The 14174-nt window shown below is 76.7% G+C and carries 11 protein-coding genes; 4 read left to right on the top strand and 7 right to left on the bottom strand.

Annotated features, from left to right (window positions below):
- Positions 1 to 26: 26 nt before the first annotated feature.
- The 4 genes from cseB to ACH4B3_RS19615 all read right to left on the bottom strand — a co-directional run bounded on the left by cseB (position 27) and on the right by ACH4B3_RS19615 (position 3661).
- Positions 27 to 734: a two-component system response regulator CseB gene (cseB, locus tag ACH4B3_RS19630; RefSeq protein ID WP_398464242.1), complete on the bottom strand. Its 708-nt coding sequence runs from the start codon at positions 732 to 734 to the stop codon at positions 27 to 29.
- Positions 735 to 742: 8 nt separating this feature from the next.
- Positions 743 to 1600, bottom strand: a complete 858-nt coding sequence (locus ACH4B3_RS19625; RefSeq protein ID WP_398464240.1) for a hypothetical protein — start codon at positions 1598 to 1600, stop codon at positions 743 to 745.
- Complete coding sequence (locus tag ACH4B3_RS19620) at positions 1588 to 2148, bottom strand: SigE family RNA polymerase sigma factor (RefSeq protein WP_398464238.1); 561 nt, start codon at positions 2146 to 2148, stop codon at positions 1588 to 1590. The genes ACH4B3_RS19625 and ACH4B3_RS19620 overlap by 13 nt, the downstream gene beginning before the upstream one ends.
- 478 nt (positions 2149 to 2626) lie before the next feature.
- Complete coding sequence (locus ACH4B3_RS19615; RefSeq protein ID WP_398464236.1) at positions 2627 to 3661, bottom strand: A/G-specific adenine glycosylase; 1035 nt, start codon at positions 3659 to 3661, stop codon at positions 2627 to 2629.
- A gap of 320 nt (positions 3662 to 3981) precedes the next feature.
- Between ACH4B3_RS19615 and ACH4B3_RS19610 the strand changes: the two genes are divergently transcribed.
- Entirely contained in the window at positions 3982 to 6021 is a 2040-nt protein-coding gene (locus tag ACH4B3_RS19610) for a sensor histidine kinase (RefSeq protein WP_398464234.1), read from the top strand.
- A gap of 250 nt (positions 6022 to 6271) precedes the next feature.
- Positions 6272 to 7000 carry a response regulator gene (locus tag ACH4B3_RS19605; RefSeq protein WP_398464233.1) on the top strand — a complete coding sequence of 243 codons (729 nt, stop codon included), beginning with the start codon at positions 6272 to 6274 and terminating at the stop codon, positions 6998 to 7000.
- Between the two features lie 215 nt (positions 7001 to 7215).
- Here the strand turns inward: ACH4B3_RS19605 and ACH4B3_RS19600 are convergent, their stop codons facing one another.
- Positions 7216 to 7917, bottom strand: a complete 702-nt coding sequence (locus tag ACH4B3_RS19600) for a phosphatase PAP2 family protein (RefSeq protein WP_398464231.1) — start codon at positions 7915 to 7917, stop codon at positions 7216 to 7218.
- A 173-nt stretch (positions 7918 to 8090) separates the two neighbouring features.
- Between ACH4B3_RS19600 and ACH4B3_RS19595 the strand changes: the two genes are divergently transcribed.
- Positions 8091 to 8903 (top strand): hypothetical protein, encoded by an 813-nt coding sequence (locus ACH4B3_RS19595; RefSeq protein ID WP_398464229.1) that lies wholly within the window; start codon positions 8091 to 8093, stop codon positions 8901 to 8903.
- A gap of 123 nt (positions 8904 to 9026) precedes the next feature.
- Here the strand turns inward: ACH4B3_RS19595 and disA are convergent, their stop codons facing one another.
- Together disA and radA are read right to left on the bottom strand one after the other, a co-directional pair.
- The gene (gene disA, locus ACH4B3_RS19590) at positions 9027 to 10085 is read right to left on the bottom strand and encodes a DNA integrity scanning diadenylate cyclase DisA (protein WP_398464635.1); all 1059 of its coding nucleotides are present in this window, start codon (positions 10083 to 10085) and stop codon (positions 9027 to 9029) included.
- Positions 10086 to 10245: 160 nt separating this feature from the next.
- Positions 10246 to 11715 carry a DNA repair protein RadA gene (radA, locus tag ACH4B3_RS19585; protein ID WP_398464228.1) on the bottom strand — a complete coding sequence of 490 codons (1470 nt, stop codon included), beginning with the start codon at positions 11713 to 11715 and terminating at the stop codon, positions 10246 to 10248.
- A gap of 376 nt (positions 11716 to 12091) precedes the next feature.
- On the opposite strand from radA, the gene ACH4B3_RS19580 reads away from it, so the two are divergent.
- Complete coding sequence (locus ACH4B3_RS19580; RefSeq protein WP_398464226.1) at positions 12092 to 13876, top strand: sigma-70 family RNA polymerase sigma factor; 1785 nt, start codon at positions 12092 to 12094, stop codon at positions 13874 to 13876.
- Positions 13877 to 14174: the final 298 nt, after the last annotated feature.

Here is a 14174-nt window from a genome sequence, read left to right as displayed (position 1 = left end):
GTGCGCCCTGGCCGGGGTGCGGCGGGTCAGGGCCTGAGTTTGTAGCCGAAGCCGCGGACGGTCTCGATCCGGTCGTGGCCGATCTTGTGGCGCAGCCGCTGCACATGGACGTCCACCACCCGGCTGTCGCCGCCCCAGCCGTAGTCCCAGACCCGCTCCAGCAGCCGGTCGCGGGAGAGCACGGTGCCCGGCGCGGCGGAGAACTCCAGCAGCAGCCGCATCTCGGTGGGGGTCAGCGACACCGGTGCGCCGGCCTTGCGCACCTCCATGCCCTCCGGATCGACCTCCAGGTCGCCGAAGCGCAGAACCTCGTCCTCGGGCCCGTCCGCCTCCGGGGCGGCCGCGACTCCGCCCGGCCCGCTGGCGTGGCCGAAGCGGCGCAGCACCGCCCGTATCCGGGCCACCAGGACCGCGCCGTCGAACGGCTTGGTCACATAGTCGTCGGCGCCGGCCTCCAGGCCCAGCACCACGTCGATGGAGTCGGCCCGCGCGGAGAGCATGATCACCGGAACGGTGGATTCGTCGCGGATCCGCCGGCACAGGCTGACCCCGTCCAGACCCGGCACCATCACGTCCAGCAGGGCGATGTCGGGCCGGTTCGCCCGGAACTCCTCCAGGCCGGTCAGCCCGTCGGGGGCCGCCGTCACCACGAAGCCGTCGCGCTCCAGCGCGAGCTGGGTGGCCTCCCGGATGACGTCGTCGTCCTCCACGAAGAGCACATGGGTTTCGGGCACCGCCGCCGTCAGCCTTCCTCTGTCGCACCGGCCACGGGCCGGAGGGCGGCCGGCTGCGTGCCGACCGCCTGTTCGTCGTCCGGTCCCGCGTCGACGTCCGCGTCCGGGTCCGCGCCGGCCGCCGGCTGCTCGTCCGGGCTGACGGCCGGTTCGTCGTCCGGTGCCTCGCCCGGCTCGTCGCCCGTGGTCTCGCTGTAGTCCGTGCGGGTGCGCGACGCCTCGGTGAACTTCTCCTTGGCCGGCGACCACTCGAAGACGATCAGGTCCTCGCCGGAGGGCCACACCGTGTCACTGGAGGTGTACACCAGCTGGGTGACCGTGAGCCGGCCCTTGCCGTCGATACCGGCGAACAGCGGGCCCCGCTCGTCCGTGAACACGTTCTCGTAGCGGTCACCGCTCTTGCGGTACACGTACGAGCCGATGCCGGCGCCGTCCTTGCAGTTCATCACGGTGACCACGACGTCGGTGGACGACTTCCCGGTGAGCGCCCCGTAGGCCACGTCCACCGGGTACTCGTCCCCGTCGTCGGTGCACGGCTTGAGGTTCGCCTTGAGTCCGGCGTTCACCTTCGGGTCGGACTTCACCAGCTGGACGGGGTTCACCTTCGCCGGCCGGGGGCCCGTCTCCGACTTGGGCTTCGCCGAGGGCGAGGCGTCGTTCGTCGAATTGCTGTAGGAATCCGGAGCGGAGGTGGCGACCTGCTGGGTCTCCGCCTTCCCCTCCTTGCGCACGCCCTCGCTGCCCGCGCCGCAGCCGACCAGCGCCAAGCCGCCGGCCGCCGCGAGGGCCGCGACAGCACCGCCCGAGATCAGAGCGGTCCTGCTCAGAGCGGTTCTGCTGGGAGTGGCCTTGGTCAGGCCGCGCACCGTTCCTGCCCCCGATCGTCGCGGACGGCTCCTCGGCCCAGGGCACGGCCGTCCGCGTCACGGCTCTCCAGCTCCTGGCGCAGGCGGGCGAGCGCCCGGTGCAGCGTGCTCTTGACCGTGCCGGTGGACATTCCCAGGGCCTCCGCCGTCTCCTCCGTGCTCATCTGCTCCCAGTGTCGCAGCACGACGACGCTGCGTTGCTTGGGCGCGAGGACTCCCAGGATGTCCATGAGCAGGGCACGGTCCGCGTGCTGTTCCGTGCTGTCCTCGACCCGGGCCTCCGGCAGTTGCTCGGTCGGCACCTCGTCGAGCTTACGGGCCCGCCACCACTCCGTCCGCGTGTTGATCATCACCCGGCGCAGATACGCGTCGGCCAGCGACTTGTCGGCTATGCCGTCCCAGCGGCCGTAGGTGCGGACCAGAGCGGTCTGGAGCAGGTCCTGGGCCTCGATCGGGTCCGGGACCAGGCGGCGGGCACTGCGCAGCAGCGCGTCCTGCCGGTTCCGTACGTACTCTTCGAAATCCAGAACCTTGCCGCTGCTGGCCATCTCGCAGCCCTCCATTCCACTGTGTTCCCCACGTACCGCGCCGCCGGTCGTGCGGCGCGCCCCGTCCGCCGTCCGAACCCGCCCCTTCGCTGGGGCCGCGGTCTGGTCGGCGACGCGAGGAGGACGCTACGGAGGGGCTGTTGCGGCATTCCGTACGCCAGCCCTGCGGAGGCGGCACAGCCAGCCATAGGTTGTGTAACAACCGGCCGTGGAACGGCGGAGTGTGCTGGTCAGGTGGCTGCTCTGTCACAGCCTTGTCACAGGACGGCGATACCGGGCGGGCGACGGTGGCGGCGGAGGGTGGCCCGGGGCGGCCGCGGGCCGGGCCCCGCCCGCCGGGGCCTGCCCGCCGGGGCCTGCCCGCCGGGGCCTGCCCGCCGGGGCCTGCCGTCCGCCGGGGCCTGCCGGCGGCCGGGCGGTGCCGGGCGGGGCGACGGGCGGGGGAGTGGTGGCCCGGCGCGGCGGCCCGTGCCCGGGGTCAGCCGAGCGGCAGCCGGTAGTGGCCGTCGGCGAGCGGCTCCACCAGCCCGTCCGCGACCAGCCCGTCGAGCGCGCGGGCCCGCTGCACCGGCTCGTGCCACACCCGGTCCAGCGCCGCCTGCGGCACCGGGCGCACCGACTCCCGGAGCACGGCCAGCAGCTTGCCGCGCACCTGGCGGTCGGTACCGGCGTAGGTCTGGCCGCGGCGCGGAGGGCCGTCGTGCGCCGGTGACCCGGCCTGCCGCCACGCGCACCGGGTGACGACCGGGCAGCGCGCGCAGTCCGGAGTGCGGGCCGTGCAGACCAGCGCGCCCAGCTCCATCGTGGCGGCGGCCCAGCGGGCCGCGGTCGGCTCGTCGTCGGGCAGCAGCTCGCGGGCGAGGCGCCGTTCGGCGGCGGTGGTGGCGTTCGGGGGGTACTGCGTGCCGCCGACCGCCCGGGCGAGGACGCGGCGGACGTTGGTGTCCAGCACCGCGTGCCGCTGTCCGTACGCGAACGACGCCACGGCCGCCGCGGTGTACTCGCCGACCCCCGGCAGCGCCAGCAGCTCCGCGTGCTCGCGCGGTACGTCGCCGCCGTGCCGCTCCTGTATGGCGGCGGCGGCCGCGTGCAGCCGCAGCGCCCGCCGCGGGTAGCCGAGCCGGCCCCAGGCCCGGACCGCCTCCCCGGGCGGTTCCGCGGCGAGGTCGGCCGGGCGCGGCCAGCGGGCCAGCCACTGCTCGTACACCGGCAGCACCCGGCTGACCGGCGTCTGCTGGAGCATGAACTCGCTCACCATCACGCCCCACGGGCCGGCCTCGGGGCGCCGCCACGGCAGGTCGCGGGCGTGCGCGTCGAACCATTCGATGACGGACCGGTGCAGGCCGGCGTGGGGCCCGTCCGCGGCCCCGGCCGGCTCCTCGGAGGGGCGGGCGGACGCGGGCACCGACGCGACCGGGCGGGCGTCGGGTCCGGGCGCGGTGCGGTCGGGGGCCGGGGCGTCGGGTGCGGTGGCGGGGGCGGCCGCTGAGGCGGCGGAGGAGGTGGCAGTCATGGCACTGACGATCCTGGCACGGTGAGCGCCCGCTCCGGAAAACCCCGTGGCGGACGCGCCGGGCCCGCCCGGAAGGCCGTCCCCCGGGACCTGACTTTCGGCAGGGGTGGCGGCCGGCGGACGCTTGTAGCGTCGGGCCGGTGAGACGATTCCACCCGACCCGCCGCCCGCACCGGACGGCCCGCACCCGGGAGGCCGCCGGGGTGACGGGCGTGCGACGGGAGGATCCGCCCGGCCCCGAGCCGCGCGGACAGGCGCCGGGCGGGCGGCCACCGCTCGGGCAGGCCCCGGGTGGGCGGGCCCCGGGTGCGCGGGCCCCGGTGGGGGAGGCCCCGGGCGGGCAGGCCCTGATCGGGCAGCCACCGCTCGAACAGGACCCGGGCGGGCGGCGGCGGTACGGGCGCCGCGCGCGCCGTACCCGCGGCCAGGCGGTCCGCGACGGACTGCTGTGGACGGTGCTGGCCGGGTTCGTGGTGCTCGGTGACTGGGCCGGCCGGAGCGTGCCGCTGCCCTGGTGGCACACGGCGGGCGGACTGCTGGTGCTCGGCGCCGCGGTGCCGCTGTCCCGGCGGTGGCCGGTGCCCGCCCTGCTGCTGATCGCCGGCGTCGGCCTCGCCGCCGACCCGGCTCTCTTCAGCGTCTCCTACACGCCCGCCCTGGCCGTGCTGGGATACCTGGCCGGGCACCGGGCGCCGACCGCCCGTCCGGCGCTGCTCGCCTTCACGGCGGTCGCGGCGGCCGGCTCGGTGCGCGCGGTGGACGCCCCCGACCCGGTGATCGTCTGGCTGGTGCTCGTCGCCACCCTGCTCTTCGGCGCCGCCTTCCCGTGGCTCGCCGGCCGCCACCGCAGGCAGAGCAGGGCCCTGGTGGCGGCCGGCTGGAGCCGCGCCGCGCAGCTCGAACGCGAGCAGCGGATCATCGTCGACCGGGCGCGGCTGCGGGAACGCGCCCGGATCGCCCAGGACATGCACGACTCCCTCGGCCACGACCTGAGCCTGATCGCGCTGCGGGCGGGCGCGCTCCAGGTCGCCCCGGGGCTGGACGCGGCACACCGGGCGGCCGCGCGGGAGCTGCGGGTCGCCGCCGCCGACGCGACGGAGCGGCTCCGGGAGATCATCGGGGTGCTGCGCGACGCGACCGCGCCGCCGGCCGGCACCGGCACGGCCGCGGCAGGCAGGTCCGGCGGCGGCCCCTCGCGCCCGCCGGGCGTCGCGCCGCCCGCCGGGCCGGAGGACCCGCCGCTGGTCCCGGCGGGGGAGAGCATCGAGGCCCTGGTCGAGCGGGCGGCGGACTCCGGGCTGCCGGTGCGGCTGGTGCGCACCGGATGTACCGGGCGCACCGCACTGGCGCCGATGGCGGAGCGCGCCGCCTACCGGGTCGTCCAGGAGTCCCTGACCAACGCGGCGAAGCACGCGCCGGGCGCCGAGGTGACGGTGAGCATCGGCGAACGCGCCGCCCCGGACCGCGGGCGGCCCGCTCCCGCCGCCCGCGGCCGGGGGCGCGCCGGACGGGACGAGACGGTGGTGACGGTGGTGACGTCCGGCGGGCACCGCCCGGCGCAGGCGGCCGGGGCGGCCGGCCGCCGCTCCGGCGCCGGGTCCGGGTCCGGGACCGGGCTGCTCGGGCTGCGGGAGCGGGTGGCCCTGGTGGGCGGGTCCTTCTCGGCGGGCCCCCGGGACGGTGGCTTCGAGGTGGTGGCGCGGTTGCCGCACTCGGCGGCCGGGGAGAAGGACCCGCCCGGGGCCGGCGGACCCGGCGCGGATCCGGCCGGGCACCCGGCGGACCCCGGCGCCGGGCACCGGGACCCGGCCGAGGTGCCCCCGCGCCCGGTCGCGGGGGCGCGGTACCCGGATGACCCGCCGCCCGGCGGCGACGGCGAGGCCGGCCCGGGAGCCGTGCGCGAGTTCGCCCGGGCGCGCCGTGCCAGCCGCCGGGGGCTGGTGCGCTCGCTCTCGGTCGGCGGCGGGCTGGCGGCGCTGGTGGTGACCGCGGCGGTCGGCTGGTACGCGTACACCCGGACCCACTGCGTGCTCGATCCGCGGGACTACGCCGCGCTCCGGGTCGGCGAGCCGTACGCGGAGATCGAACCCGTGCTGCCGGACCGGGTCGCCACCGATCCGCCGCTGGAACGGGCGCCGGCCCGGCCGCCCGGATCGCGCTGCGACTACTACCGTGCCAGTGACGAACTCTTCGTGAGCGTGGACCACTTCCGGCTCTGCTTCCGGGGCGGCCGGCTGGTCGCCAAGGACGTGGTGCCCGGGGTCGGGGTGCCCCCGCGCACCGCCCCGCCGCCCGACGAGCGGCCGGCGCCGCAGCACCCGCCGCCGTACGGACCCGGCCGCGGGCCGGACCGTGGATAGGACCACGGGGACCGGGCCCCGGACCGGAACACGGTCCGGAGCACGGACCGGGCCCCGGACCGGACCGACGGCCGGGCCGGCCGTGGTGACGGCGGCGCGCGGACCGGCGGCGGAGGCGGGCGACCGGGGACGCGCCCGCGACGGGACCGGGGACGCGCCCGCGACGGGACGGGGTCGGGCCGCGGCGGGACCGGTGACGAGAGCGGGCCCGGCGGCGGAGGCGGACCACTGGAGGGAAGGAGAAGGGGAGATGGACCAGGCGGAGGCGGCAGTGACCGCGGCGACGGGGACGGCGGCCGCGCCCGGGGACACCATCCGGGTGCTGCTCGCCGACGACGAGGCGGTGATCCGTGCCGGGGTACGCGCGATCCTCGCCGCCGACCCCGGGATCGAGGTCGTGGCGGAGGCGGCGGACGGGCGGGCGGCGGTGGAGGCCGTGCGGGCCCACCGGCCCGACGTCGCGCTGCTCGACATCCGGATGCCGAGGCTCGACGGGCTCGCCGCCTGCGAACAGTTGGCGCGCACCGCCCCCGGGACCGCGGTCGCGATGCTGACCACCTTCTCCGAGGACGCGTACGTGGCCCGGGCCCTGGGCGGCGGCGCCACCGGATTCCTGCTGAAGTCCGGTGACCCGTACGAACTCATCGCCGGGGTGCGGGCGGTGGCAGGCGGCGGGGCGTTCCTGTCGCCCGCGGTGGCCCGGTACGTCATCACCCAGCTGGGCGGCGAGCGGCTCGCCCGGGGCGCGGCGGCCCGGGCCCGTACCGAGGTGCTCACCGCGCGCGAGCGGGAGGTGCTGGCCCTGGTGGGCGCCGGACTGCCGAACGCGGAGATCGCCCGGCGGCTGCATCTGGTCGAAGGCACGGTGAAGGGCTATGTCAGCGCGGTCCTGGACCGGTTGGGGGTCGGCAACCGGGTGCAGGCGGCGATCGTCGCGTACGAGGCGGGCCTGGTCGTCGAACCCGACCCCGGCCCCTGACGGTCCCTGGTCCCTGACGGCTCCTGGTCCCTGACGGTCCCTGGTCCCTGACGGTCCCCGGCCCCCGTCGTCACTGGTCCCCGACGGCTCCCGGACCCTGCCGGGCCCTTGGCGCCGGGGGGCCAGCGACGGCCGCCGGGGTCAGCGACCTCGCCGGGCCAGCGACGGCCGCCGAGGTGAGCGGCGATCGCCGGGGTCAGCGATGTCGCCGGGGGTCAGCGGCGGCCGCCGGCGGACAGGCGGTCGGGGCCGGCCCGGTGGCCGGCCCCGACCGGTGCGGGGCCGGGGCCCACCAGGAGCCGCAGCGGGCGGCCCGCCCCGGAGGCCCGCCCGGCCCGGTGGCCGGGCACCGGGCCGGCCGCGCCCCGGATCCGTTCCACCCGGGCCGTCACCGGCGCCGCCGCCAGCCGGGTGCAGCCGTACGCCACCAGGCCGCCCAGCACGCACCCCGCCACCACGTCGTGCGGGTAGTGCACGCCGACGAAGACCCGGGAGCAGGCCAGCAGGACGGCGAGCGGCAGGACCAGCGGGGCGGTGCGCCGCCAGGCGAGCACCGCGCCCACCGCCAGCGCGGCGGCCAGCGTCGCGTGGTTGCTGGGGAAGGACCAGTCGCCCGGCTCCGGACAGGCCGCGATCGGCGGTGCCGCGTCCGGGACCGCCCGGCACGGACGCTCCTCGTCCACGACCGTCTTGGCCAGTTCGCTGATGCCGTACGCGAGCGCGGTGCCGACCGGAACCAGGAGCGTCAGGGCCAGTTGGCGGGCGGAGTCGAGCCGGGCCCGCCACCAGGCGGCCGCGACCACCACCAGGAGTACGACCAGCCCGGCGTCGGTACCGAATTCGGCCACGCTGTGCAACCAGCCCGGTGACTCGTGGGCGGCGTCCGTGATGTGGCGGTAGAGATCACTGCTCGTCATGGACCCGGACGTTATGGACCGTTACCGACTCACCACATCGGGCGATCGACAGCACGGGTATCTGACGAAAGTCAGACGTGACGGACACTGTCCCGTCCGATGATGAGAAAAGTACGGGTGCCGTACGGCGGGTACTGGCTGGTCGTGCGACGGATCTCTCGTAGAGTTTCCGCGTGGGATCTCTGCGCAATCCGATCGGGCCGCTTCCCTCCTCCATCTACTGGCGACGGAGGGCAGTTGCGCTGCTCCTGCTCGCGCTCCTGGTGCTCCTGGTCGTCTGGGCCTTCAGCCTGGGCGGTTCGGACGGCGGGAAGAAGGACGACGGCAAGGGCCCCGGTGGCGGCGGTGCCGCGAGCACCATCACGCCCGGACCGTCCTCGTCCACGCCGGTGAACAGCGGGCGACCCGGCGGCCGGGACGAGGCCGACGACGACGGCACCGGCTCGGACGGCGAGGACGGCGACGCCGACGGCGGCTCGGCCGGGACCGGCGGCAGCGCAGGGGAGGGCACGGCCGGCCGGGGCATCGGGACCGGCGACGGCAGGGTCGTGCCCGCGGACTCGGCGCTGGCGGCCTGCAAGGCGGGCGACGTCGAGCTGTCGGTCCGCAGCGTGCGGGACGGGAAGGCGAAGAACTCCTACGCGCCGGACGAGAAGCCGGTCTTCGAAATGATCGTCAAGAACTCCTCGGACGCGCCCTGCAAGGTGGACTTCGGCCGGGTCTCGGCATCGCTGACCATCACCGACGCCGACAACGACCACGTCTGGGCCACCGACGACTGCCCGAAGGGCAGCACGGCGGCGTTCGTCGAGGTGCCCGCGGGCGGGCAGATCAAGCGCACCCTGGAGTGGGACCGGAAGCGGAGCGCGGAGAACTGCGCGCCGCCCAGCGGTGGTACGGCCGCCGCGTCCGGTACTTACCTGGTGGAGGCGAAGGTGAGCGGGCTGGGCGCGGCGCAGGTGTCGTTCGTGCTGAAGAAGGACTGACGCCCGTGCCGGGCGGCGCCTCCCGGCACCGCTCCGAGGCCGCCCCCGGCCTCGACGACAGCCTCGACGCCGGCCCGGGTGGCGCGCCGGACGCCGGCGCCGCGGGCGGCGCACCGCCCGGCGTCAGACGTACCGTTCGAGGATCGAGGACTCCGCGAGCCGCGACAGCCCCTCGCGCACCGAGCGGGCCCGCGCCTCGCCCACCCCGTCGACCGTCTGGAGGTCGTCCACGCTCGCCGCGAGCAGCTTCTGCAGCCCGCCGAAGTGGTCGACCAGCCGCTCGATGATGGCGCCCGGCAGCCGGGGCACCTTGGCCAGCAGCCGGAAACCGCGCGGGGAAACGGCGGAGTCCAGCGTCTCGGGGGAGCCGCTGTAGCCCAGCGCACGGGCCACGATGGGGAGTTCCAGCAGCTCGGGGTGGCTGAGCCGGTCGAGCTCGGCGAGCGCCTCGGCGACGGTGCGGGTGCGCTTGGCCGTGGGCTCGGGCACGTAGTCCCGGATCACCAGCTCGCGCTCCGGCTCCACGCCCGCGATCAGCTCGTCGAGTTGGAGCGAGAGCAGCCGGCCGTCGGTGCCCAGCTCGACCACGTACTCGGCGATCTCGGTGGCGATCCGCCGCACCATCTCCAGGCGCTGGGCCACCGCCGTCACGTCCCGGACGGTGACCAGGTCCTCGATCTCCAGGGCGGAGAGGGTGCCGGCCACCTCGTCCAGCCGGAGCTTGTACCGCTCCAGGGTGGCCAGCGCCTGGTTGGCGCGGGACAGGATGGCCGCGGACTCCTCCAGGACCCGCCGCTCACCGTCCACGTAGAGCGCGATCAGCCGCATCGACTGGCTGACCGACACCACCGGCAGACCGGTCTGGATGGACACCCGCTGGGCGGTGCGGTGCCGGGTGCCGGTCTCCTCGGTCGGGATCGAAGCGTCCGGGACCAGCTGCACCCCGGCCCGCACGATCTTGGTGATGTCCTTGTCGAGGATCATCGCGCCGTCCAGCTTGCACAGCTCCCGCAGCCGGGTCGCGCTGAACTCCACGTCGAGCACGAAACCGCCGGTGCACAGCGATTCCACGGTCTTGTCCATGCCGAGCACGATGAGTCCGCCGGTGTTGCCGCGCAGGACCCGCTCCAGGCCGTCGCGGAGCGCGGTGCCGGGGGCGACCGCGCTCAGGGAGGCGCGCATCAGACCGTCGGCCTTGCCAGGGGCTGCCGCCCGGTCGCCTGCTGCCACTGCACTCCTCCGTCGCCAGGTCATTCGGTGCCGCGGACCGCCCCAGCCGTCCTGCTGCGCGTATCCGAGCCTGACGGCAATACTTCGTTGACGGGCGAGACCAGGGCAAAGTCTACCGGCGCTCGACCGCCTCCCGTGGGGCGTCCCGGCGTACGCGTCCGTCCCCGGCGCCCTCCGGCCGCGCCTCGGGGGCCTTGGCGGCGGAACGCCGGCGGGGCAGCACCCGGAGCGCGTCCCCTATGTCGGCGACTTCGGTGACCCGCATGCCGGGCGGCACCCTGCCCGGGTCGGCGGGCACCAGGGCATGGGTGAAGCCCAGCCGGGACGCCTCGGCGAGCCGGCGCTGCACGCCCGTCACCCGCCGGACCTCGCCCGCCAGGCCCACCTCGCCGATGGCGACCAGGTTCTTCGGCAGCGGGGTGTCGCTGGCGGCGCTGGCCAGGGCGAGCGCCACCGCCAGGTCGGCCGCGGGCTCGGAGAGCTTCACCCCGCCCACCGTGGCCGAGTAGATGTCGCGCTTGCCGAGCGCGCTGATCTTGCCGCGCTGCTCCAGCACGGCGAGCATCATCGACACCCGGGACGTCTCCAGGCCGGACGTGGTGCGGCGGGGCGAGGGGATCTGCGAGTCGACGGTGAGCGCCTGCACCTCGGCCACCAGCGGGCGGCGGCCCTCCAGGGTGACCGTCAGACAGGTGCCCGGCACCGGTTCGTCGCGGCGGGTGAGGAAGAGACCGGACGGGTCGGCCAGCCCGGTGATGCCCTCGTCGTGCAGTTCGAAGCAGCCGACCTCGTCGGTGGCGCCGTACCGGTTCTTGACGCCGCGTACCAGTCGCAGCCGGGCGTGCCGGTCGCCCTCGAAGTGCAGCACCACGTCCACCAGATGCTCCAGCAGCCGCGGGCCGGCGATGGTGCCGTCCTTGGTGACGTGGCCGACCAGCAGGGTGGCCATGCCGCGCTCCTTGGAGGCCCGGATCAGCGCCCCGGCGACCTCCCTGACCTGGGCCATGCCGCCGGGCGCGCCGTCGATCTCGGGAGAGGCCACGGTCTGCACGGAGTCCAGGACGAGCAGCGACGGCCTGACCGAGTCCAGGTGGCCCAGGACCGCGGACAGATCGGTCTCCGCGGCGAGGTAGAGGTGCTCGGAGAGCGCGCCGATGCGGTCCGCCCGCAGCCGCACCTGGCTCGCCGACTCCTCCCCGGTGATGTAGAGCGTGCGGTGGTCCTCGGTCGCCGCCTTGGCGGCCACGTCCAGCAGCAGGGTGGACTTGCCGACACCGGGTTCGCCCGCCAGCAGCACCACGGCGCCGGGGATCAGCCCGCCGCCGAGCACCCGGTCCAGCTCGTCCACGCCGGTGCCGCGGGCGGCGGCCTGGCGGCCGTCGACCTGGCCGATGGGCAGGGCGGCGGAGGTGACCCGGCCGGGCGCGGTGGTCCGCACCGCGGGCGCGCCGAACTCCTCGACCGTGCCCCACGCCTGGCACTCGGGGCAGCGGCCGAGCCACTTGGCGGTGGTCCAGCCGCACTCGGTGCAGCGGTAGGAGGGCCGGTCCTTGGCGGACGAGCGGGAAGTACGGGCAGCCATGCCGCAACGCTAGCGGTGGGCACCGACACCGGGCACCGAGGGCCCGCGGCGGGCGGGGTCACCGGCCGCGGTGGAGGGGAGAGCGAGGGAGAGCGAGGGAGGGCGGGAGGGAGAGCGAGGGCGGGAGGGAAAGAGGGGGAGCGGGCAGGACGCGGGCAGGCGCGGGGGAGCGGGCAGGCGCGGACCGGCGCGCCGGGGGCGGGAAGGGCGCGAACCGGGGAGCACAGTGCGCGGGCGGAAGGCGACCGCATCGGCAAGGTTGCGGCGGAAAGAGTGGGAAAAGTGTCCCCTTTCGGGGGAGCGGGTCACCCATAGGGGTTAAACCTGCCCGAGAGGTGCGAGTGTGTCTGCATCGTCCCCCTACCGTCACCGGGTGATGAGCACACGGTCTGAGCACCCAACGCACACCACCGGCGCACACCGGGCGCACCGCCGTTCCGCGCGCTCCGCCGCCACGCGACCCCAGCGCCCTCCGGCGCGCTACGAGCCGTATCTGGACGGCCTCTTCACGTACTGCCTGTCCGTGTTGTGCGACCACGAGGCCGCCACCGCCGCGCTGGGCGAGGCCCTCGCGGTGGCCGAGCGGCAGCGGGACCGCGGCCGTGGACGGCGGGTCCCGGTCGACGACGAGCTGCGCCGCCCCTGGCTGTACGCCGTCGCCCGCTGGGCCTGTCTGCGCAAGCTCGCCGAGCCGGCCGGGGGCCCGTCCGGGGAGCCCGGCACCGGGTCCCCCGACGCCGAGCCCGGCGGCGACGCCCCGGGCGGTACCGCGGGCGGGGTGGCGGCCGCCACCGGTCCGGCCGCCGGCTCCCCCGGCGGACCGCCGGCCGGGACCGCCGAGCGGCGCCGCCGGGAACTGTCCGCCCTCGCCTGGCCGGAGGCCGCCGGGACCACCCCGGAGCAGCGCGAGGCACTGGAGCTGGCGGTCCGCCACCAGCTCTCGCCCCGGGAGGTCGCGGCGGTGCTCGGCCGCGAGCGCGACGAGGCGCGGACGCTGCTCGCCGGCGCCGCCTGCGAGGTCGAGCGGACCCGGGCCGCGCTCGCGGTGGTGGAACTCGGCCACTGCCCGGTGGTGGCCCGGCTGGCGGGTGACAGCGAGGTGCTGTTCTCCGCGGCCCTCCGCCGCGAACTGGTACGGCACGTGGATGACTGCCCGGAGTGCCGCCGCCGGGCGGAGCGGGCCACGGCGGGCGGGCCGTGGCCGGGGAACGCCGCCGCGCCCGCCGCGCTGCCGGTGCTGGAGGCTCCCCGCCCGGCGGTGCACGCCGCGCTGGTCCGCGCCCTGCGTGCCCGCCCGGCGCGGGCCGGCGAGCCCCGTTTCAACCGGTTCGGGTTCCCGCTGGACCCCAAGGACCGGGCCGCCCGGCGGCGCCGGCTGCGCAGCCGGGCGATGACCACCACGGTGGTCGCCACCGTGGTGGCGGCGCCGGTGCTGGCGCTCTGGGCGGCCTACCGGGGCGCCCCGCTGACCGGCGAGGGGCACGACCCGGACGCGGTCTCCGCCCGTGAGGAGGCCGGCGCCGGGGACGGGGCCGGGCCGGGCGGCCGGCCCTACGAGCGGGCGGGCGGCGCCGAGCGCGGGGCGGACCGGCCGGGATCCGGCACCGGGCGCCCCGGCGCCGACGTCACGGTCGACGTGTTCGGCGGCGGTACCGACCGGCGGGCCGCCGGCCCGGCGGGCCGGCCGGGCGGGTCCCCGCAGGCGCCCGGGGAACCGGGGGCGCGCGCGGACCGGCCGGGCGCCCCGGCCCCGGACCGGCCGGCTCCCGGACCGGGCCGGCTGACCGTCGACGCCCAGCCGCGCGGCGAGGTCACCGTGATCACCCTGACAGCGTCCGGCGGGGCGCCGGTCGGCTGGTCCGCGTCGGCGGACGCGGAGTGGCTCCAGCTCAGCCACACGGCGGGGGTGCTGAATCCCGGCGAAACCACCGCGATCACCGTCTCGGTGGACCGCGACCGGGAGCCCGCGGGCCCGTGGAGCGCGCGGGTGGCGGTGGGACCGCACGGCGGGGTGGTGGTGGTCGAGGGACGGGGGGTGGCACCCGGTCCGGAGCCCACGCCCGGCCCGACCTCCCCCGGCCCGGATCCGGAACCGACCGGCCCCGGCGACCCCGGCCCGGGGCCGACGTCCGACCCCACCGGTCCGGGGACCGAAGGCTGACCGGCCGCACCGGTCCGGGGCCGACGTCCGGCCCCACTGGTCCGGGGGCCGAAGGCTGACCGGCCGCACCGGTCCGGGGCCGACGTCCGGCCGGCCCACCGCTCCGGCACCGAAGGCCGACCGGCCCTGCCGGTCCGGGCCCGAAGGCTGACCGGCCCCACTGGTCCGGGGCCGACGTCCGGCCGGCCCACCGGTTCGGGGGCCGAAGGCCGACCGGCCCACCGGTTCGGGGGCCGACAGCGGACCGGCTCTACCGCGGTCGGGGGCTGACAGCTGACCGGCTCCACCGTGGTCCGGG

The organism is Streptomyces sp. NPDC018031, from assembly GCF_044327625.1.
Lineage (GTDB): Bacteria > Actinomycetota > Actinomycetes > Streptomycetales > Streptomycetaceae > Streptomyces.
Note: the sequence above shows the minus strand (reverse complement) of the source record. Positions and strands in the feature narration are given on the sequence as shown.

What these genes read in the sequence shown, in the direction of transcription:
- ACH4B3_RS19615 (WP_398464236.1), bottom strand. Translation starts at nt 3,661, where the DNA reads ATGACTGCCACCTCCTCCGCCGCCTCAGCGGCCGCCCCCGCCACCGCA.
- ACH4B3_RS19580 (WP_398464226.1), top strand. Translation starts at nt 12,092, where the DNA reads ATGAGCACACGGTCTGAGCACCCAACGCACACCACCGGCGCACACCGG.
- radA (WP_398464228.1), bottom strand. Translation starts at nt 11,715, where the DNA reads ATGGCTGCCCGTACTTCCCGCTCGTCCGCCAAGGACCGGCCCTCCTAC.
- ACH4B3_RS19605 (WP_398464233.1), top strand. Translation starts at nt 6,272, where the DNA reads ATGGACCAGGCGGAGGCGGCAGTGACCGCGGCGACGGGGACGGCGGCC.
- ACH4B3_RS19600 (WP_398464231.1), bottom strand. Translation starts at nt 7,917, where the DNA reads ATGACGAGCAGTGATCTCTACCGCCACATCACGGACGCCGCCCACGAG.
- ACH4B3_RS19620 (WP_398464238.1), bottom strand. Translation starts at nt 2,148, where the DNA reads ATGGCCAGCAGCGGCAAGGTTCTGGATTTCGAAGAGTACGTACGGAAC.
- disA (WP_398464635.1), bottom strand. Translation starts at nt 10,085, where the DNA reads ATGCGCGCCTCCCTGAGCGCGGTCGCCCCCGGCACCGCGCTCCGCGAC.